Consider the following 17,492-nt stretch of genomic DNA (forward strand, 5'->3'; position numbering starts at 1 on the left):
AAGCTACTGCAGGGTCCAGAAACCCAGGCGCCCCAGGTTGGCAGCCAGCCTCAAGCGCAACGTCTGCCAATGGCTCAGGCCCTGAATATGCTGCTCCTGCGCGCTGGCATATGAGGTCAAGGCGTTCATCAACTCGATCATGCTACCTACCCCGGAGTGATAACGCCCCTGGACCACCTCCAGTGATTGACGCGACTGCTCCACCAACTCGTCGGTACGCTGCAGGCTCTGGGTCTCGGTATTCAATGCCTGATAGCTGGTCCAGAGGTCCAATGCGACCTGCCGCTCCACCTCGGCCAATTCCGCCTGTCCGGCTTCGACGCGGGCTTGTGCATGGCGGATCTGATAGACACTGCCGAACCCCTCGAACAGGGGGATGCTCAGTTGCAAACCGATGCTGCGATTTCGCTCCCGCTCATCGCCATTGAATATCCGGGATTGTTGACTGCTTGCGTATGCCAGGTCGGCGGTCAGTGCCAGGGTCGGAAGACTGGCTGCGCGCCGCTCATCGACGGCGGCCTGGGCTGCATTGAGCCTTGCCTGCGCCGCGAGTATTGCAGGATGCTCCTGGCGAGCCTGGACCAGCAGCTCATCGACGGCCTTTACAAACTGGGTGTTGGGCAGCGGCGTCAGGTCCCCGGCCAGTTGCAGAGGGGTTTGCGCTGACAGGCCCATGCGCAGGGCAAGGATGCCCAAGGCATTCTGCAAGGCTCCACGGTCGCGGATCTGTCGCAGGTTGGCCTGGGAAAACGCCGTTTGTGCCTGCAGACGATCAGAGAGTGCAGCAGCCCCTGCTTTGTACTTGGCGTCTGCGGCTTCGAGGTTTCTAGCCGCCAGTTCGGCCACCTGGATTGAGGCTGCCAGGCTACGTTGCGCTGACAGAGCGTCGTAATAGGCTTGGGCGGCCTGGACAAAAGTGTCCTGCAGTGTGGCGTCTTGAGTGGCATTGGCGGCCAGGAGCAACTGCCGGGCCTGGTTTAAAGCGGCACCGCGCCGACCGAAGTCCACCAGTACCCAACTCAGCTCGATGCCGGCACTGTTACGCCGCCGATTCCCATCCCCGGAGCGCAAGTGTGGCTCGTCAAAATCGACCCGGCCGTTGCCCCGGGTACTGTCCAGACGGCCATTCAGGCGTGGCAGGTAAGCCGATTGGCTAAGCCCCACCTGCGCAGCCTGAGCCTTGGCATTGACCCAGCTCAGGCGCGTCCGGGGATCGTTGCAAAGGACCCGCTCGACCGCTTGTTCCAGCGTCAGCCGTTCAGGCACATGGCCGAAGGTGCAGGACAACTCGCCACGCGTGTCATCGTGGACCGCTTGCCGGGAAACACTACGGGTAGTCCCAAAGACATCAGGCTCTAGAGCCCACGCCGTCAATGAACTGCCTGCCACACTCAATACCAGGCCGTGCAGCAGCCACTTCATGCCATGTCCTGCTTTACTGCGGGTGCAAATCGCTCAGGGACCACCTCGCTCTCCAACCGCCCAGGCGCCTTATCGCTCACCCTGCCAGCCAGGAGCCGGATGACGCGATCCGCCGAAGCAATGGTCTCAGGGCGGTGGGCAACCATGATGCGGGTAATGCGCAACCCTTGAATGGCCTGGTTCACTCGTTGCTCGCAGGCAATGTCCAGGTGACTGGTGGCTTCATCGAGGAGCAAGATTCGCGGCCTTTTGTACAACGCCCGGGCCAGCAGGACTCGCTGCTTCTGCCCGCCGGAAAGCACCGTCCCCATATCCCCCACCAAGGTGTTGTAGCCCATCGGCATGGCTTGGATATCGCTATGAATCGATGCGACCCGGGCACACTCGAATAACCAGGCCTGGTCCACGTCGAGATCGAAAAAGCTGATGTTGTCACGCAACGACCCAGCAAACAGCACATCGTCCTGGGTCACCGCTCCAACCAGTTGCCGCAGGCCGTCAACACCCAGTTGCTCCAGCTCGATACCGGCGATGCGGACCTGGCCCTGGGTGACGGGCAAGATGCCGAGCATGACATTCATCAACGTGCTTTTACCGCAGCCGGACGGCCCGACGATTGCCACAGACTCACCTGCCCCGATCCTCAGGTCGAGGTCTTCCAGCACCCAGGGTTCATGCTCGGCATAACGATAGTGCAGCCCTTGAATCTCGATGCCCGCCTCGCCCTCCACGAGACGTTCTGGATCGACCCGGCATTGGGTTTCTTCTGGCGGATGCAGGACGATATCGGCCAACCTCTCACCTTGCAGCTGTAACATGCGCAGCTCGAAAAACTTGTCGATCAAGTTGCCGACCCGAGCATCAAACTGCGTTTTGTAGGCAATGAACGCAATCAACAAGCCAACGCTGAATTGACCGTTCATCACCATGCTTGCCCCAAGCCAGATAACTAGCAGGTTCTCAATACCGAACAACACCCCATTCAACTGCTGGTACAGCAGGCGCAACTTCTGCGTGCGCAAGCCGGCGTTGATCTGCTCCACCAACAGCCCCAGCCATGCCGATCGACGCTCCTCCTGACGCTGAAACAGCTTTAACGGGCGAATGCCACGAACGGTCTCCAAAAAATGGCTTTGCTGGCGTGCCGCATGAATGATTTGTTCTTCGCTCGCATTACGCAGCGGCCGGTACCAAAGGCAACGCCCCAGCGTGTAGAGGACCATGGTGACAATGGCGATAGCCGCCAGTGTTGGGCTGTAAAGCAACATCATCGCCAGGGTTATGACGGATACCAACCCGTCAAGAATTGCCGATAGAAACGCGGCGGTGAGTGTCTGTTGGATGGTGTCCACGGCACCAAAGCGCGACATCACATCGCCCAAGTAGCGCTTCTCGAAATAGTGGATGGGCAAGCGCAGCAGATGACTGAAGACGTTCGCTCGCCACTGCACGGCAAGCAGCGTGCTCAAATGCATCATGACCCAGGTACGCACGCCACTGACGGCTTGCTGCATCAGCAATAGCAAGGCAAAGCCCAATATCAGCGTACTGAGCAGGTCGTGGTCGGCACTGACAATGACATTGTCGATAGTCCATTGCAGCAGGAACGGACTGACCAGGGAAAAGGCCTCGAGCGTCAGTGCCAGCAACAGTACTTGCAGCAACGAACGATACAGGCCACTGATTCGCCCCATCATGTCCATAAGCTTGATGCGGGGCTTGCTCTCTTGCTGCTCGAACCCGGTATCCGGCCACAACTCCAAGGCGATGCCGGTAAAACTCTCGGAAAGCCCCTCATGACTGACCCGACGCAACCCTCGAGCCGGGTCATGCACCGTCACGCCTTGTCGGTCGATGGACTTGAGCACGACGAAATGGTTGAAGTTCCAATGCAGGATGCATGGCAACTTGAGCTGGTCGAGCGCATTGACATCCAGTGTGATGGCGCGAGCCCCTAACTGCAGTTGCCGGGCATTGCTGATGAGTTGCTTGAGCGCAATCCCCTTGAGGGACACGCTGTATCGACGACGCAAGTCCAGCATGTCGACCCGATGACCGTGATAACCGGCAATCATCGCCAGGCAAACCAGACCGCATTCAGTGGCTTCGGTCTGCAGGATCAACGGCAAGCGCCGCCCTGGACGCAAGGCTATGGCGTCAAGAAAGGTCATGGGAGCGTTTCCTAGAGTTTGCCGGTCAGGCTGTAAAGAGGTTCCAGCACCCACTCATAGAGATGCCGGCGCTCCTGCAGGATGTCCGCATCGAGCAGCATCCCGCTTTGCAAGGGTTGTGGTTCGCCATAGGCCATGACGACCTGCTGATCAAGCTGCACACGCAGGCGATAGAGCTGTTCTCCATTGTGCGACAGGCCCGGTACCTCACCCACCATGTTGGCCAGGTCCGCGGAGGGCACGGCGGTGCGTGAGATGGACAGTACCCGAGCCGGATACTGGCCAAACTTCTGGTAGGGATAGGCCTGATAGCGAATCAATACCGCATCTCCAGGCTTGATGAAGCCCACTGCTTTGCTTGGCGCATAGAGCTCGGCCTGAAGTTGGGAACCAGCGGGAATGATGCTCAACAAAGTTCGGGAAGGGTCCACGGTCTGTCCGACTTCGGCCAGCACCGCAGTGGCCATTCCGCTTCCTGATGCGGTGATCAGCAACGTACGTTTTGCCTCGCTTTCCGCCAACTCCTGCTCGACCTCCAGAATATGCCGGCGTATGGATGACAGTTCATTGCCCTGTCGTGTCTCAAGACCTGCCAGCTCGTTGCGTCGCTCGGTGAGTTGCTGTGTGACTGACGTGCGTTCGCGGTCCAGGCCTTGCAACGCCTGGCGCTGTCCCAGCAGCTCGGCTTGGCGCTGTTGGAACTGATCCATGGAGATATAGCCCTTGTGCATCAGCCCCTGGTATCGACGGGACGCGTCGTCTGCCAGGGCCACCCTCTCGCGCTGGCTGGTCAACTGCGTAGCGAGGTTGGCGAGCTCCTCACGCAGGGTCGATACCTTGCTGGACAGGCTGTCGCGCTCAGCCTGGTGCAACTGTTGGGTTTTGTGCAGTTCATCATCCAGTGACTCGCGACGTTGCTTGAGCTGATAGCTGACACGCGCCTGCACCGGGTCTGCAGTGGAGCCATAGCGCTCACTCGAGATACTCAGCAAAGGATCACCCATCACCACGGCCTGCCCTTCAGTGACGTACTTTTCCAAGACGACGCCCGTCTGCGGAGTACGAACTTTTATCTGCCCACCTGCCGGTACCAACTGGCCACTGACCGTACTGCGCTTGGTGTAGGAGCCCCAGATGAAGAAGCCTCCAACCACCCCTAGCATCAGCAAGGCAAACAGCGTTAGAAAGAAAAATGACATGGGGCGAATCAGCACGATCTCACCCAGCCACTTGACACGCTGCGCTTCGGTAGCGGCACTGCGAAAAAGCCTGTCACCCACAAATTACTCCAGACATCGAAACCCGATGGTGGTTGGCCAATCAGCTAGCGATCCATGTGTTGCTTATTTATTTATAAGCAGCCCGCGCCGGTTGTTGTCTTCCTTGATGAAGTTTTGTATTTCCTGACGCCAAGCCGTTTTCACCTGTTCATTGGCAGAGTGGCCGATGCTGGGCGCCTCTTGCTCAATCACACCAAGACGCTTGGCCGCTTCCGGAACTCGTGAACTGGCCAACCAATACCACTTGTAGGCTTCGGGCAGATTGACCGCCTGACCGAGTCCCTTTTCGAAGATATAGCCCAGGTTCGCCTGGGCCTGCGGTACATCGAGCATTGCAGCCTGTGTGTACCATTGGGTCGCCAGGGGCAGGTTCTTGGGCATGCCCACACCAGTAGCGAGACATTTCCCAGTTAGGAATGCGCCTTCACCAAGCCCTGCCTTCGCTGCTTTCTCGTAATACTGGCAAGCTGATTCCGGACTGCCGTTTGGGATCAAGTGATTGGCATTCAAGGAACCTAAGCGAAACAGTGCCTTGGCATAGTTCAGCTGTGCCGACTTTTCGTAATATCCAATGGCTTGGGAAATCGATTGCGGGACACCCAATCCCGACTCATGCATAAAACCAAGGTTATAAATAGATGTCGGATCATCATGTGCCGCCGACAGCTCTAGATAATATTTGGCTTTTTCATAGTCGCTTGCGCCAAGAGCTGTACCGTCCAGATACAAGCCCCCCAGTGTTGCCTGTGCCGCCGCGTAGTCTTGCCGGGCCAGATCTGTCCATATTTTCATTGCAGCGTTAATGTCTTTCGATGGCCCTTTCCCGGTAAAGAGCAAGCCTGCCAGCATATTCCTGGCATCAGGATCATTATTTTTCCTGGCCAGATCTGAAGCCAGGGAAAAGGCTTGCATATAGTCATCTCGCGTATAAGCCGCACGCGCCTCCTCTATAGTCGCCGCATGGCAGGTCGTTAGATACAAAAAAGAACAAACAACTACTGCAAGACTATTTAGTTTGGCGCTTATCTTTGATACAGGCTTTGGACTCATGTGTATTCCATATTAGCTCGTGGTCTTGAAATGCTGCCCATCCCAATACATGGGGCGTCAAGTATCGTTGTTCGGCCAGTGCCGTATAGGTGACGCTTCTCGATTCGCTACCTATCTGCAAACGCGCCATCGTATTGATCGTAAGTTGGGACTTCGCTCCGTTCACATCAGTGACTATCGTGTTTTTTTGACTCAACTCTGCAGGATCGGGTTTATTTACCCCACCGCTTAGATAATAGAAATTCCCAGTATCAATCGATGCCGCTGTCTGCCTGCCATCAACCTGGGTAAGAAAATATAGAAACTGAGTTTGCCTTGAATATGTACTCCCCAAAAACACGTGGGCCACACATTGTGTCTGTAGGGCTTTTATTTCTGAATCCGGTAAATTTAAAGCAATATGCTCATTTGCAATAACGACATTGTCAAAACTTGAAATAAGATCAAGCCCCAGTAGGTTGAGCTTCCCACCTACTACAACCAGGATATTCGAGAACTCAGCTCCGGAAATATTCAGCTTCCTGATCACCCCGTAACGGGCCTTGAGCTGTTTTGAACCATAATAACTGCTGACTACAGCTGGCTCTGCAATCTGCTCGACACCATAACGAATGGCATCAGATTCACTGATAATGGTTGCGCTCGCACCCGTATCGAATATCGCCTTTGCGGCATTTCCGTTAATTTCAACATCCACGACAGGCTCGGCATAATCCTTGAGAAAATCACCGGCCTCAGCAACTAAATCTATTTTTAGATTCTTTGGATTATTGGCTTGCCTGTTCCCTATCCTCCTAGCCACATCACCATCAAGCCTTGCAATGAAGCTTTGAGCCTGGCTGCGTTCTTGCTCGCTTAGCGCCTCCAACGCCGTTGCATAGGTGTCTAGCCGACCCGCATTCAGGTTGTTCCCAAGCAGAATCAACTTGCAAGCGAGTGCCAAGCTACCATTACTCATGGAAAGGCAATCAGCAAGGCTTAACTCCGAAGAACTTTTCTTATACTGGGCCCTGGATAAAACAGCAGAAAGCAGTGTATTCGCATCTGCCGTTGAAAGGTCGAGATCCTTGAGCCTGTTCGATGTCGGGACATACAGTTTTCCTTGAACGTCCTGTAGTCCGACAGCCCCCACTTGCACCGACAATAACAGCGCAAGCAAACTCAAGATGATGTTATTTTTTGGCATTGTTCAACCCAAGCGACTCTTCGATCTTTTTTATCTCGTCTTCCGACAGAGAGGGAGTCGGCTCTGTATATGCTTGTTTAGTCTGTGGCAATGGGTTGACCAGGTTTGTCTTTTTTACCTTCTTGGGGATGTCTCTACTGCTGGCAGGAAACAGCCCTTCATCCAGACACTTATCCCGCATGACCTGGCTGGATAGGCCATAGCAGCCTTTGCCATTGGATAACGCCCTGGCTTCGCAGGTCGTCCGGCCATCTGGATCCTCCAACTCGACACAACCTAAGGAACCAAACGCATGCCCCAGCACCGAAGCAGGGTCAGCCCCATAAGCAGCTTTGCCAAACGACAGTAAAGCCAGGATCAGCGTCACAATTCTCATCTTCAGGGTCTCGTTGGAAGTGTGCCAATGAAGGCACACTTTTAAACTTAAAACTTAATGGTAACGCCGCCACCAACGGCCAAATCACCTCCAGAAGATGATCCCCCAACAGTGACACTGGTATTACCCGAAGTCCATGTAGGCCCAGTGTACCCACCATTCGAACCCAACCAGTCGAACTCTCCCGGAATTGGATCAGGGACTTCCTCAACCGTGGTTTGGCCACCTGACACAAGCATCAGCTCTTTTTCAGTCAATACACGCACTTTACAACTCCTTAATTACGAAAAGACCGTTCCGTTGATCAGATCGCAGTGGTTTTGCCCACATGGGCGCCTCAAGTCCTTTTGAGGAAATAAATTATTTATTCGCCATGAAACTGATGATGTCGCAATGAAAGCGAATCCAATCATCCCAATCGCCAAATAGCTCTGCCTGTCTAATACGCAGAACATGACCACCCGGCGTACAGTTATAAAAGTCGTACAAAGGGATATAAGTCTGCGTTGTGCGTGCAGTCAGGACATTGAAGAGCGCTCGCGCCAAGCGCCCATTACCATCAACAAATGGGTGGCAGTTCATTAGCCCGATAGCGGCTGTAGATGCACGAAAGATACTGACCTGATTACCAAAAGAGTCGACCAGGTACTGCCAAAGTGTGATTAATGCGCGCCGGACCTCTGACGACTTTATAAAAGTTACAGAATAACCTTGGTTATCAGGTATGACCGCGACCTGGGACTGCCTAACCCCAAGAGACCTGCCGGTGAGACATTCAGCGGTGTACTGCAAAAACTCGCAGATGCCTGAATACCCGGGATAGTTCAAGGTATCCTCAAATGCCAATGAAATACTTTCGATATGGCGCCGCTCAAGGAAAGTCCGGCCAGATAATGGCTCAAAAGGATTCCTTGCCGCGTAGTGCTCGGATAGCGGATGTCGAAAGCGACAAGCACTATCTTCTTCCTTCAAAGTTCTCGAGATGGACTCAAGCGTGATGGGCCAAGGCTTGCTCTGAAACCTCAACAGCAGTTCTTGAGCCTCAACAAGAGCTTCCATTGTTGCTTCAGTCAAAACAGTGCCGACTGGATAAACCAATGGCTTTCTGAAGTTAACCTTCGAATTAGTGCAGACAGAGTCCATTCCATCCTTGCCAATAGTGCTAAAGGGCACAAAATAAGTTTATTCAACACAACTTGCTTTCAGGTTGCGCAAGCCATTCACGTTAACAGTTCGATATGACAATATCCTTGCAGCATTATGAACATTTAGCTTGTTTTAAAAGACAGACCAAAACTATAAAAAACAGCGCAAAATATCGACACCACTACCACAATAGGGATAAGCTCGACAGGGAAGTAGGCTTTTGATTACTTGAACTGAAACGTTGCGATCCGATTCTTACTCAACCCAGGCACATCTTAATGGCTTCCAGCACTTTGGATTCAATTCTTCTGCAGCACTACAACAAAGCAAGGTCGGTTGACTTTCCAGCGTTCATTGATAATAAGGCCACCAGCACCCCACTTAATTCTGCGCCTTACATTACTCACCTTTCCGAATTCTCCAAGGAACTCCTGGACCCCGTCAGGCACTCCTTTCGTGCCCAACTAATAGCCGCTATTGACGAGCTGAGAGAATCAGGAATTCTTGTTGAGATCGTATTGATAGGGGGTAGTTTCCTGGACACTACAGTCACGCCAGGAGATCTGGACTGTGTGCTCTTCTACTCGGTAGAAGACGAGCAATTCACCTTGGACCTTCAACAGTGGCAGTTAAAAGTCAAAGATGAGCACTTGGATGCCAGGCTGATCCCCGTGGACACCAACCCGCTCTTCACATTGAAAGCTGCACTATTTTTTGCCGTGTTGTATACCCAGCGGAAAACCCCTGGAGGCCTCCCAACTGGCCTGATCTTGATCGACTGCAAACGTTGATGATGCCAAAGGGTAAGCAAGCACTCGCAGCTATTTCAGTTCAATGACTCAATTTTGATAACGCTCACAAACCAGAAGTCTATGTAAGCGCCCCGAAACAGCTGGAGGAATAGCCGAATCTATTCCACACAATCCTCGCAACCAACGGTTGGGTTCCAGGTACTGACCTCATGAAGGTCCCAAATGGGCTCGGCAAATTGTCAGAGGCGGCGCAATATCAGAACCGGCCAGCAGAGATCTACAGACCGTCGCAGGCGACCATAGAGGCTCGAGCAGCTCCCAAGCGCTTAACTTGTGTGTCCACCTGCCTCGGACATCAAGAGCGATAAATGCCAAGCCTCTGCGGCCTAACTCAGGGATAGGAGGCCTACTCGAAAGTTGCGATAAGTGTGAACACGCCACCAGCAACCGAACTCTACGTTGACCATGTACTTCTTGCGCGCGACGGCTCCTCTTGCCCATGCCTGCCAGACCTTTTCCGAACTTGCCTCGGCCCTTGCCCGCCTGGGAGGACTCAGCTGCGATGTCAAGTGACGCGAAAGTGCTGCCCATGTTTCCTCCAGGCAACCAAAACCGCCTCATGGGCGGTTAGGGTGACAATTCTCTTTCAGTAAAAATCGTGCGGCTGGACTTGCTTCGAGAAGGCATTACCGTGCTGCAACCTGCTCAGTCGATCAAAGAAGTAATCGCTAATAAAGAAGGCTCACAACTGGCTACGTACCGCGCTTTCGATACCGGTTTATGCCGCGTCAGTTTTGCTTTTGCTCCTCACCGCAAAGACGATCATTGTTTCTGCCGTGGTAATGCTCTCGAGGTTCGTGACACCCAGCCAAGTTGCAGAAGAGCTGTTCAACTTGATCCTGTCTATCGCTATGGCCGCTATTGGTAGTGGACTATGGATGCTTGGCAGATACATCCGGACGTCTCGCTTTAGAAAGCAACCCAAACCGGTTACTGCCAGTCTGTCCCGGCCTGGTTGAGCCTAGCCTCCTGCATAGATGGCCGCCCCGATGATTAGTCGCCTGACTTCAGCCGGTACTTGCGCTATCTCAGCGTTCAGCCATTGAGCAGCGCAGGTTCCCGGCAGTCGTCCTCTCAGCCCAACCCAACGTCCGCAGGCAGATGGATAGAGAACCTGGTGCCATAAACCGGACTCGACGTCACCGAGACCCTGCCCTCATGGGCCTCGACAATCTGCCGGACGATGAACAGGCCCAGCCCCACCGAACGCAGCGAATCTTGCTGCTCGCTGGCACGCACCATCGGCTCGAACAAGGTCGCAAGCAAGTCCTCGGCGATCGCCGACCCATGGTTGTGCACGGTGATGATCGCGCCCTGCTCCGACAGATCGGTGGTCAACGTGATCGGGAAACCCAGGTCGCCGTAGGCCACGCTGTTCGCCACCAGGTTACCGATCATCTGCTGCAGGCGGTCCTGGTCCAGGGTGAACGCCCCGCTGCCCCGCGAAAGGTGGCGTATATCGGCATTGCCGAAGGCCACCCGCAGTTCACTCAAGCTTTGTTCCACCGCTTGCACCACGTCGACCGGGTGGCGGCGGATGCTGATGCCCTGGCCAATCCTCACCGAGGCGAAGTCGAGCAGATCGACGATCATGCGCTGCGCACGCTCGGCGGACTGGCTGATGCTGCTCAACAAGCGATGCGCCTTGTCGGTACGCGCATCACGTTCGAGCAACTGCGTGGCCATCTTGATCGCCGTCATCGGGGTTTTCAGGTCATGGCTGGCGATAGCGACCATCCGCTCGGCGAATGCTGCGCGGCGCTGGCTGCTTTCATAGGCCGCCGCGAGTTCCGCCTTGGCCTGCTGCAGCGCGGTCTCGGCGCTGATCTTCTGGGCCAGCAGCTCTTCGGCGCGCTGTCGCGCCGCCAGCAACGCGCGCTCATAACGATCTCGCTCGGTCGTACCGAACAAGGCGAGTTGGTAGCGAACGCCCTCGGCGGTTTCGCGCCTGACCCCATTGAGAAACACCGAAATGCCATGCCCGTCGCGGTGCTGGAGCTCGAGTTTCACCTCGGCGACCGAGCCCTGCATCTTCATCAACGGGATCCAGTGGGTGCGCTGGAACAGCCGGCTGCCGACCGTCAACAGCTGCTCGAAGGGACGCTCATCCAGGCTGGCCCGGTCATATCCCAGCCAATTGCAGAGGGTCTGGTTACAGCGCAACAGGGTGCCATCTTCGGCCATGACCACCAGCCCGCAGGGAGCCTCCTCGAACAACGGCTCGGTACAGAGCAGCAGCGTGTCATCCATGGCCAAATTCACATTGGGTGAAGAAGGTATCCATGACTGCGGAACAGGCGCTGGGGGCGCTCAACTGCGGATAATGGCCGATATTGTCGATCACGCTCAGCTGGCTATTGGGGAGCACGCGATGCAGGTATTCGCCCACGGCAACCGGCACCACCGGGTCGTCGCAACATTGCACGATGAGCGCCGGTGTCGGCAGGCCGGCGATATCCTGGCGGTGGTCGGACAGAAAGATGACTCGCGCGAACTGCCTGGCAATCTGCGCATCGGTGCGCCGAAAGCTGTTGACCAACTCCTCGCCAAGCGCCGGTTGCCCCGGGGCGCCCATCAGCACCGGGGCCATGGTGCTGGACCAGCCCAGGTAATTGTCGTCGAGGGTATCGAGCAATGAATGGATCTCGTCAGGCGAGAAGCCGCCGATGTAAGGAGCAGAATCGATGTAGCAAGGCGAGGCGCCGATCATCGCATGGGCGGCGATCCGTCCGGGATGCTGGAGATCCGCCAAGGCGCCGATCATCGCCCCCACCGAATGGCCTGCCAGGATCACCGGCCCTTCGGCGTATTCATCGATCAGCTCATTGAGATCCGCGGCGTAGCCCCAGAGCGACGCATATTTATCCCGGTCATGGCTGCCCAGGTCGGATTGGCCGGCCCCCACCAGGTCGTAGGTGATCACCCGAAAACGCTTGATGAAATGGGGCAGGAGGAATTTCCACATCGACTGGTCGCAGCCGAATCCATGGGAAAGGATCAAGGTTTCACTGCCGCCGCCAGCCATGTGGACGTTGTTGCGTTTTTGCAGGGTCATACCTATCCCATTGTTGTGCAGCAAAATGCCTGGCAGCGGCCATAGGTTGAGCTGCCAATTCAGAATAGTAGCAATTTGACGCAATCGACCTTGCATTTGACGCTGGTTTTTTCGTTCTTGTAGCCATTTTGCTTCAGCAGTGCATCATGGCCAGCCCGCCAACATACGCGAAACAGCCGCTCGGCGCTCGACTGACTAAATGGTCTGCATAACGTGCTGACCGTCCCGGAGGAAGCCAAGTGCTTGCCAAGCCGTGATGGGCCGACAGCTCATTGTTCCAGACCAGAAAGCACCCGCCCTCACCCCGTGCAACATGTCCAAACGGCGGGGGCCAGATTCTGTAGAAATCAGCTTAGGGTTTCGCGTCATCCGAGGTGCATGGCTTCAAGCGGTTGGTATCCGTACCACCGTCTTCGCCTCTATCGATGTCGCCGTTCGCATTGAGGTAAATATGCGTCGTCGGCCATTGGGGCGTGATATTGACGCAATGATTGCCGGTTCTTTTTCCCCACCAGTAGACCTCCATGAAAAAGCCTTCATCTGGAAATATGTGGCCGAAATCCATTGAAGTCTCGCCGGGATACAGCCCCCCGCGCCCGCTCCTGTAGATTCGATGTTGCGTATTCCAGACGATGCCAAGATTTTCTGTGGCTAGGGTTGAATAGTGAACCGTTACAGTAGGAGTTGCGACATACCAGAACGCAAACGGCGAGATCATCAACAGAGAGAGGACGGCCACATTTCGCCAGCGTCTAATGGCTTTCACATTTGTACTCACGTATGCCATCTGGCCATTTCGCTGGTACCACCACCAACACGTTGCCCATCATCATTCTGGAAGCAGCGCAGCCACCGTTATTGGCTAGTCGCTACTACATCTGCCTGGCGTTTCGCGCAGAGATGGCAACAGTGGTCGGCGAATCCGCAAGTGGTACGAACTTTCGCGTCGCACCATCAAGCGCATCGATGCCTCCAGCTTCGATGTCGTAGACCCAGCCGTGCAAATTCATGCGTCCCTGCTCGAGCGCCAGTGCCACGGATGGATGCGTACGCAGGTTCGCCAGTTGTGCGATCACGTTCTCACGCACCAGGCCATCGAGCTTCGCACGCGGCGTGTCGAATTCATGGGCTGCGTTAATCGCTTTTGCGGCGTCCGCATGGCGTAGCCAGTTGGCGACCGCCGGGAGATGGTCCAGGCACGTGCAGCGTGAAATCGCACCCATCGCTCCGCAGTCCGAGTGTCCGCAAATCACGATGTCCTGTACGCCAAGCACGGCGACTGCATATTCGACAGTGGCCGAAACGCCGCCCGGCTCGGGACCGTAGGACGGCACGATGTTGCCGGCGTTGCGAATAACGAATAGTTCGCCCGGCTCACGCTGCGTCAGGAGCTCAGGTACAACACGACTGTCCGAGCAGGTGACGAACAACGCCTTGGGGTTCTGTGTCGTCGCGAGCTGCTTGAAAAGCTCGATGCGTTGCGGATAAACCTCGCGCTGAAAGCGCAGAAAGCCGTCGATAATGTCACGCATGGAGTTCTCCAAACCCTAATACCAGATGTTGGCGCAAAGCACTCGATAGGTCATCGCGCCGCAGTGCTCGTCATTATTGCAGACGTCGCACGCTGGCTGTAGATGGACATCGAGACATAATCATCGCGGCAGATAGGGATAAAACAATACCGACCAAGAGCATCGCCCATGCAAAATGCTGACGACCCAATACCCTCACATTGCCTGGACGGCCGCCTGCACAAAAACTTCTGCTGGAATGATCACACCGAACTTCACCGCATACAGGATCGAATCTTCGGCGCTCGCATAGCTTCAGGTTTCGGGATGACCCTGGTCCACTTCAAGAACTAACGTCATGTTCGGGGCTCCACATAGCCAAGCCAGTAGAGCCGCGCACCTTGAGACCTATTCGCGACATGCGATACATCGCTTGCTCGAACAAATCATCCTCCACCGAATGCGTACACTCTTCGATAACGGCGAAAGCGCCTGGCGTACCAATAGCTTGCAATGCCCAGAGGCATTTTTTGTAGAAGCTGCCGTAGTCATCGTAGTCGAGGTACTCAAGATCAGGCTTGAGCAATATGGCCTGGCGGAGGAAGGGAATGCTCTCGGGATTCGCAGCCTGTTGAAGGGACCAGATAATTTCCTCGTGGTCCATGTGATCTGTTTCAAGAAGGCGCTCGCACTCCTCACGTACTTCTACTGCATCCATGTTGTTTGTTACCCATCTAGCGATCGATCAAATGTGCGGCATTCTGGGAGACATACTGTGGATGGGCAAGCGCATAAAAAACCTTAGCAAACAGTAACGTTCTGGTACGCCAGCATTAAACCCAGTGGACGTTAATCTACGGGGTTTTCAAGGGGAAGCCGGGTCAGGCTCGAACCGGCGTAGGCGAATTTTCAATACATATAAAATTTCATGTTTTCAGTTAACTAGTGGTAAATCCGTTTCGCAAGCAGGATCGCCTGGAAAGGCTGTAACCCATGACCTACGCAGGTTATGAATTTGATTGTGGAATTGATGCTGAGCCGATCCCCCCCGATTTCAAACACGCATCATATGGACTACCAGGCCCATTACGGCGCAGGCAATCAACACCTGGATCACACCTCGCTTAAAACGAAACAGGGCAACGGCGGCCGCAACCGCGATCAGCGCGCAAGGCCAGTCGAACATCCCGTTGAAACCCTTTGGCCAGAGCACGTGGTAGCCGAAGAACATGGCAAGGTTCAGGATCACCCCCACAACGGCGGCCGTGATCCCCGTCAACGGTGCGGTAAATTTCATCTCGTTGTGGGTGGACTCCACCAAAGGGCCACCGGCCAGGATGAAAAGGAAGGACGGCAGGAAGGTGAACCAGGTGACGAGGCTTGCCGCGACTGCGCCGGCAAGGAAGGGATGTTCCGTACCCAACATCGGCTGCATGTAACCACCGACGAAGCCGACGAAGGCTACCACCATGATCAGTGGTCCTGGCGTGGTTTCTCCCAAGGCGAGGCCATCGATCATTTGAGCTGGCGTTAGCCATCCGTAATGCCCGACAGCTCCCTGATAGACATAAGGCAGCACGGCATACGCCCCCCCAAAGGTCAAAAGTGCAGCCTTGGTGAAGAACCAGCCCATCTGTGTCAGGGTGCCATTCCAGCCAAACGTAAGCGTCAGCAGCCCCATCGGCAAGGTCCAGAGTAGTGCGCCGATTAGGACCAGGCGCAGCAAGTGCCCTGCCCGAAAACGCGCATGTTCAGGCGCGGGCGTGTCGTCGTCGATCAGGGCCGGACCATAGCTGCTCTTGGCCGCCCCATGACCGCCACCAATCACGAATTTACCGGGCACGAAACGCCCCCCCATATAGCCGACGATACCGGCAACCAGCACGATCAGCGGGAAAGGCACGTTGAGGGCGAAAATGGCTACGAACGACGCCGCGGCCATGGTCCACAGCATGCCGTTCTTCAGTGCGCGAGAGCCGATCCGATGAGCCGCGTGGATGACGATCGCCGTGACTGCAGGTTTGATGCCGTAGAAGATCCCCGCGACTACCGGCACTTCGCCGAAGGCAATGTAGACCCAGGACAAGCCAATCAGGATGAACAGCGAAGGCAACACGAACAGCACACCGGCAATCACGCCCCCCCATGAGCGGTGCATGAGCCATCCGATGTAGGTGGCTAACTGCTGAGCCTCAGGGCCAGGCAATAACATGCAGTAGTTCAGCGCGTGCAGGAATCGCTTCTCGCTGATCCAGCGCCGGCGCTCAACCAGCTCTTGATGCATGATCGAGATTTGCCCGGCGGGCCCGCCAAAGCTGATAAAGCCCAGCTTGAGCCAGAACAGAAACGCTTCAAACAAGCCAATCGGCTTCTGAGCAGCGTGTGATGGAGGCTGTTCGCTTACTCCGGAGGGGGTCTCAACCATTTGGGGTTTCCTCGTGTGCGAAAGCCGTCAGCAGGCTATCGAAGATGCCCCCGGCGACTATTGTCAGTTGATCGTCGTCGCCAATGCTTTCTCTCATGCCCGCCAAGACACGCTCGATGCCAGGCGCCTCGCAAGGCTGGCTTCCACCTACATCCAAGTAATGGACGACAGCGGCCAACCTGGACAGGCCTGGCTGCTGAACGGCAAAGCTCTCGATAAGGGTTTCGAAGGACACTCGCTGGCCGACATGGCTGAACCGGGCACCATCGAAATCGAAGCCGAGCGCATTGCTTGGGCAGTCGTTGGGGCTGTCCAGCCAAATGAATTGCGCATCGACATCGATGAAGCGGCGAATCAGCCAGGCGCATGCCAGCCGATCCATCCAGGGACGCTTTCGGGTCGCCCATCGGCGCCCCTGATAGTCGCTGCTCTCCAGCCGCTCAATGGCCTCGTCGCATGCACGGGGCTCATCGCAAGACAGTGCACGGCTGATGGCTGTCTCAAACTCCAGGAGTGCCGAGTCGGCTTGAGCTTTGAGCAAGCCGGGAAAAAAATCGATGGCTGCCAACTGGTCGAAGGACTTTCTGAGCTTACGCACCTGCCGTGCCGCCTGCAGCGCGTTCTCTGTCGACAGCTTGGCCCTGCGCCCTGCGATGTCCTCCATCAACTTGGTGTACTCATCGCTTCTGTCGAACAGTTCACTGAAGCGCTCTTCACTCTCGGACACGGACAGGAGATACGCCGTGCCGTTGATAGCCAGCACATCTCGCTTCACCGCTTCAAACGTCTCGTGAATAGGGCCTTGTGCCGGGAGCAAATACACGCCATCGCGCAGTACGGCTGCACCAGAGGCTTTCAGGGTCCTCCAAGCGCGCATCCGCTCGGTGGAATTGGCAGTCGGCAAGCCGAGAACCAGTAATGACCAACAAATCATGTAGAAGACTCAACATAAAATGTATCTTCCTCTACATTAGTTTTGATTTGACCAAAAGCAAAAGGTCATTCATCAGGCCAACTGAATCAGGTGCCGCATCGTCAAGGAGTGCCTGACGGGATTG

General features: G+C 55.5%; 15 protein-coding genes. 1 reads left to right on the forward strand and 14 read right to left on the reverse strand.

Annotation, left to right across the window (positions count from 1 at the left end; all coding sequences use genetic code 11):
• Positions 1-3: 3 nt before the first annotated feature.
• The 7 genes from I9018_RS18405 to I9018_RS18435 form a co-directional block, all read right to left on the reverse strand.
• Positions 4-1,422, reverse strand: coding sequence for a TolC family protein (locus tag I9018_RS18405; protein ID WP_241107118.1), 1,419 nt, complete (start codon positions 1,420-1,422; stop codon positions 4-6).
• A complete protein-coding gene (locus I9018_RS18410) occupies positions 1,419-3,593 on the reverse strand; it encodes a peptidase domain-containing ABC transporter (protein WP_241107119.1) in 2,175 nt (724 codons plus the stop codon). The genes I9018_RS18405 and I9018_RS18410 overlap by 4 nt, the downstream gene beginning before the upstream one ends.
• Before the next feature lie 11 nt (positions 3,594-3,604).
• Positions 3,605-4,873 (reverse strand): HlyD family efflux transporter periplasmic adaptor subunit, encoded by a 1,269-nt coding sequence (locus I9018_RS18415; RefSeq protein ID WP_241107120.1) that lies wholly within the window; start codon positions 4,871-4,873, stop codon positions 3,605-3,607.
• A gap of 63 nt (positions 4,874-4,936) precedes the next feature.
• Positions 4,937-5,923, reverse strand: a complete 987-nt coding sequence (locus I9018_RS18420; protein ID WP_241107121.1) for a tetratricopeptide repeat protein — start codon at positions 5,921-5,923, stop codon at positions 4,937-4,939.
• Positions 5,880-7,109, reverse strand: coding sequence for a retropepsin-like aspartic protease (locus tag I9018_RS18425; protein WP_241107122.1), 1,230 nt, complete (start codon positions 7,107-7,109; stop codon positions 5,880-5,882). The genes I9018_RS18420 and I9018_RS18425 overlap by 44 nt, the downstream gene beginning before the upstream one ends.
• A complete protein-coding gene (locus I9018_RS18430; RefSeq protein ID WP_241107123.1) occupies positions 7,096-7,485 on the reverse strand; it encodes a hypothetical protein in 390 nt (129 codons plus the stop codon). The genes I9018_RS18425 and I9018_RS18430 overlap by 14 nt, the downstream gene beginning before the upstream one ends.
• 360 nt (positions 7,486-7,845) lie before the next feature.
• Entirely contained in the window at positions 7,846-8,544 is a 699-nt protein-coding gene (locus I9018_RS18435) for a Fic family protein (RefSeq protein ID WP_241107124.1), read from the reverse strand.
• Between the two features lie 365 nt (positions 8,545-8,909).
• Here I9018_RS18435 and I9018_RS18440 point away from each other — a divergent pair, with 365 nt between their 5' ends.
• A complete protein-coding gene (locus tag I9018_RS18440; protein ID WP_241107125.1) occupies positions 8,910-9,422 on the forward strand; it encodes a hypothetical protein in 513 nt (170 codons plus the stop codon).
• A gap of 1,095 nt (positions 9,423-10,517) precedes the next feature.
• Here the strand turns inward: I9018_RS18440 and I9018_RS18445 are convergent.
• The 7 genes from I9018_RS18445 to I9018_RS18475 all read right to left on the reverse strand — a co-directional run bounded on the left by I9018_RS18445 (position 10,518) and on the right by I9018_RS18475 (position 17,368).
• Positions 10,518-11,693: a PAS domain-containing sensor histidine kinase gene (locus I9018_RS18445; RefSeq protein ID WP_241107126.1), complete on the reverse strand. Its 1,176-nt coding sequence runs from the start codon at positions 11,691-11,693 to the stop codon at positions 10,518-10,520.
• Positions 11,686-12,498, reverse strand: a complete 813-nt coding sequence (locus I9018_RS18450; protein ID WP_241107127.1) for an alpha/beta hydrolase — start codon at positions 12,496-12,498, stop codon at positions 11,686-11,688. Before I9018_RS18450 ends, I9018_RS18445 begins: the two co-directional genes overlap by 8 nt.
• 352 nt (positions 12,499-12,850) lie before the next feature.
• On the reverse strand, positions 12,851-13,264 hold the full coding sequence (locus tag I9018_RS18455; protein ID WP_241107128.1) for a hypothetical protein: 414 nt from the start codon (positions 13,262-13,264) through the stop codon (positions 12,851-12,853).
• Between the two features lie 106 nt (positions 13,265-13,370).
• A complete protein-coding gene (locus tag I9018_RS18460; RefSeq protein WP_068580604.1) occupies positions 13,371-14,030 on the reverse strand; it encodes a carbonic anhydrase in 660 nt (219 codons plus the stop codon).
• 322 nt (positions 14,031-14,352) lie between these two features.
• A complete protein-coding gene (locus tag I9018_RS18465; protein ID WP_241107129.1) occupies positions 14,353-14,727 on the reverse strand; it encodes a hypothetical protein in 375 nt (124 codons plus the stop codon).
• Positions 14,728-15,063: 336 nt separating this feature from the next.
• On the reverse strand, positions 15,064-16,434 hold the full coding sequence (gene chrA / locus I9018_RS18470) for a chromate efflux transporter (protein WP_241107130.1): 1,371 nt from the start codon (positions 16,432-16,434) through the stop codon (positions 15,064-15,066).
• Complete coding sequence (locus tag I9018_RS18475; protein ID WP_241107131.1) at positions 16,427-17,368, reverse strand: chromate resistance protein ChrB domain-containing protein; 942 nt, start codon at positions 17,366-17,368, stop codon at positions 16,427-16,429. The genes chrA and I9018_RS18475 overlap by 8 nt, the downstream gene beginning before the upstream one ends.
• Positions 17,369-17,492: the final 124 nt, after the last annotated feature.

It is taken from the genome of Pseudomonas sp. MPFS, assembly GCF_022537035.1.
GTDB classification, from domain to species: Bacteria; Pseudomonadota; Gammaproteobacteria; order Pseudomonadales; family Pseudomonadaceae; genus Aquipseudomonas; species Aquipseudomonas sessilinigenes.

Coding starts and splice junctions, on each gene's coding strand:
- I9018_RS18405 (WP_241107118.1), bottom strand. CDS start 1,422: ATGAAGTGGCTGCTGCACGGCCTGGTATTGAGTGTGGCAGGCAGTTCA.
- I9018_RS18410 (WP_241107119.1), bottom strand. CDS start 3,593: ATGACCTTTCTTGACGCCATAGCCTTGCGTCCAGGGCGGCGCTTGCCG.
- I9018_RS18420 (WP_241107121.1), bottom strand. CDS start 5,923: ATGAGTCCAAAGCCTGTATCAAAGATAAGCGCCAAACTAAATAGTCTT.
- I9018_RS18425 (WP_241107122.1), bottom strand. CDS start 7,109: ATGCCAAAAAATAACATCATCTTGAGTTTGCTTGCGCTGTTATTGTCG.
- I9018_RS18430 (WP_241107123.1), bottom strand. CDS start 7,485: ATGAGAATTGTGACGCTGATCCTGGCTTTACTGTCGTTTGGCAAAGCT.
- I9018_RS18435 (WP_241107124.1), bottom strand. CDS start 8,544: ATGGAAGCTCTTGTTGAGGCTCAAGAACTGCTGTTGAGGTTTCAGAGC.
- I9018_RS18440 (WP_241107125.1), top strand. CDS start 8,910: ATGGCTTCCAGCACTTTGGATTCAATTCTTCTGCAGCACTACAACAAA.
- I9018_RS18445 (WP_241107126.1), bottom strand. CDS start 11,693: ATGGATGACACGCTGCTGCTCTGTACCGAGCCGTTGTTCGAGGAGGCT.
- I9018_RS18450 (WP_241107127.1), bottom strand. CDS start 12,498: ATGACCCTGCAAAAACGCAACAACGTCCACATGGCTGGCGGCGGCAGT.
- I9018_RS18460 (WP_068580604.1), bottom strand. CDS start 14,030: ATGCGTGACATTATCGACGGCTTTCTGCGCTTTCAGCGCGAGGTTTAT.
- I9018_RS18465 (WP_241107129.1), bottom strand. CDS start 14,727: ATGGATGCAGTAGAAGTACGTGAGGAGTGCGAGCGCCTTCTTGAAACA.
- chrA (WP_241107130.1), bottom strand. CDS start 16,434: ATGGTTGAGACCCCCTCCGGAGTAAGCGAACAGCCTCCATCACACGCT.
- I9018_RS18475 (WP_241107131.1), bottom strand. CDS start 17,368: ATGATTTGTTGGTCATTACTGGTTCTCGGCTTGCCGACTGCCAATTCC.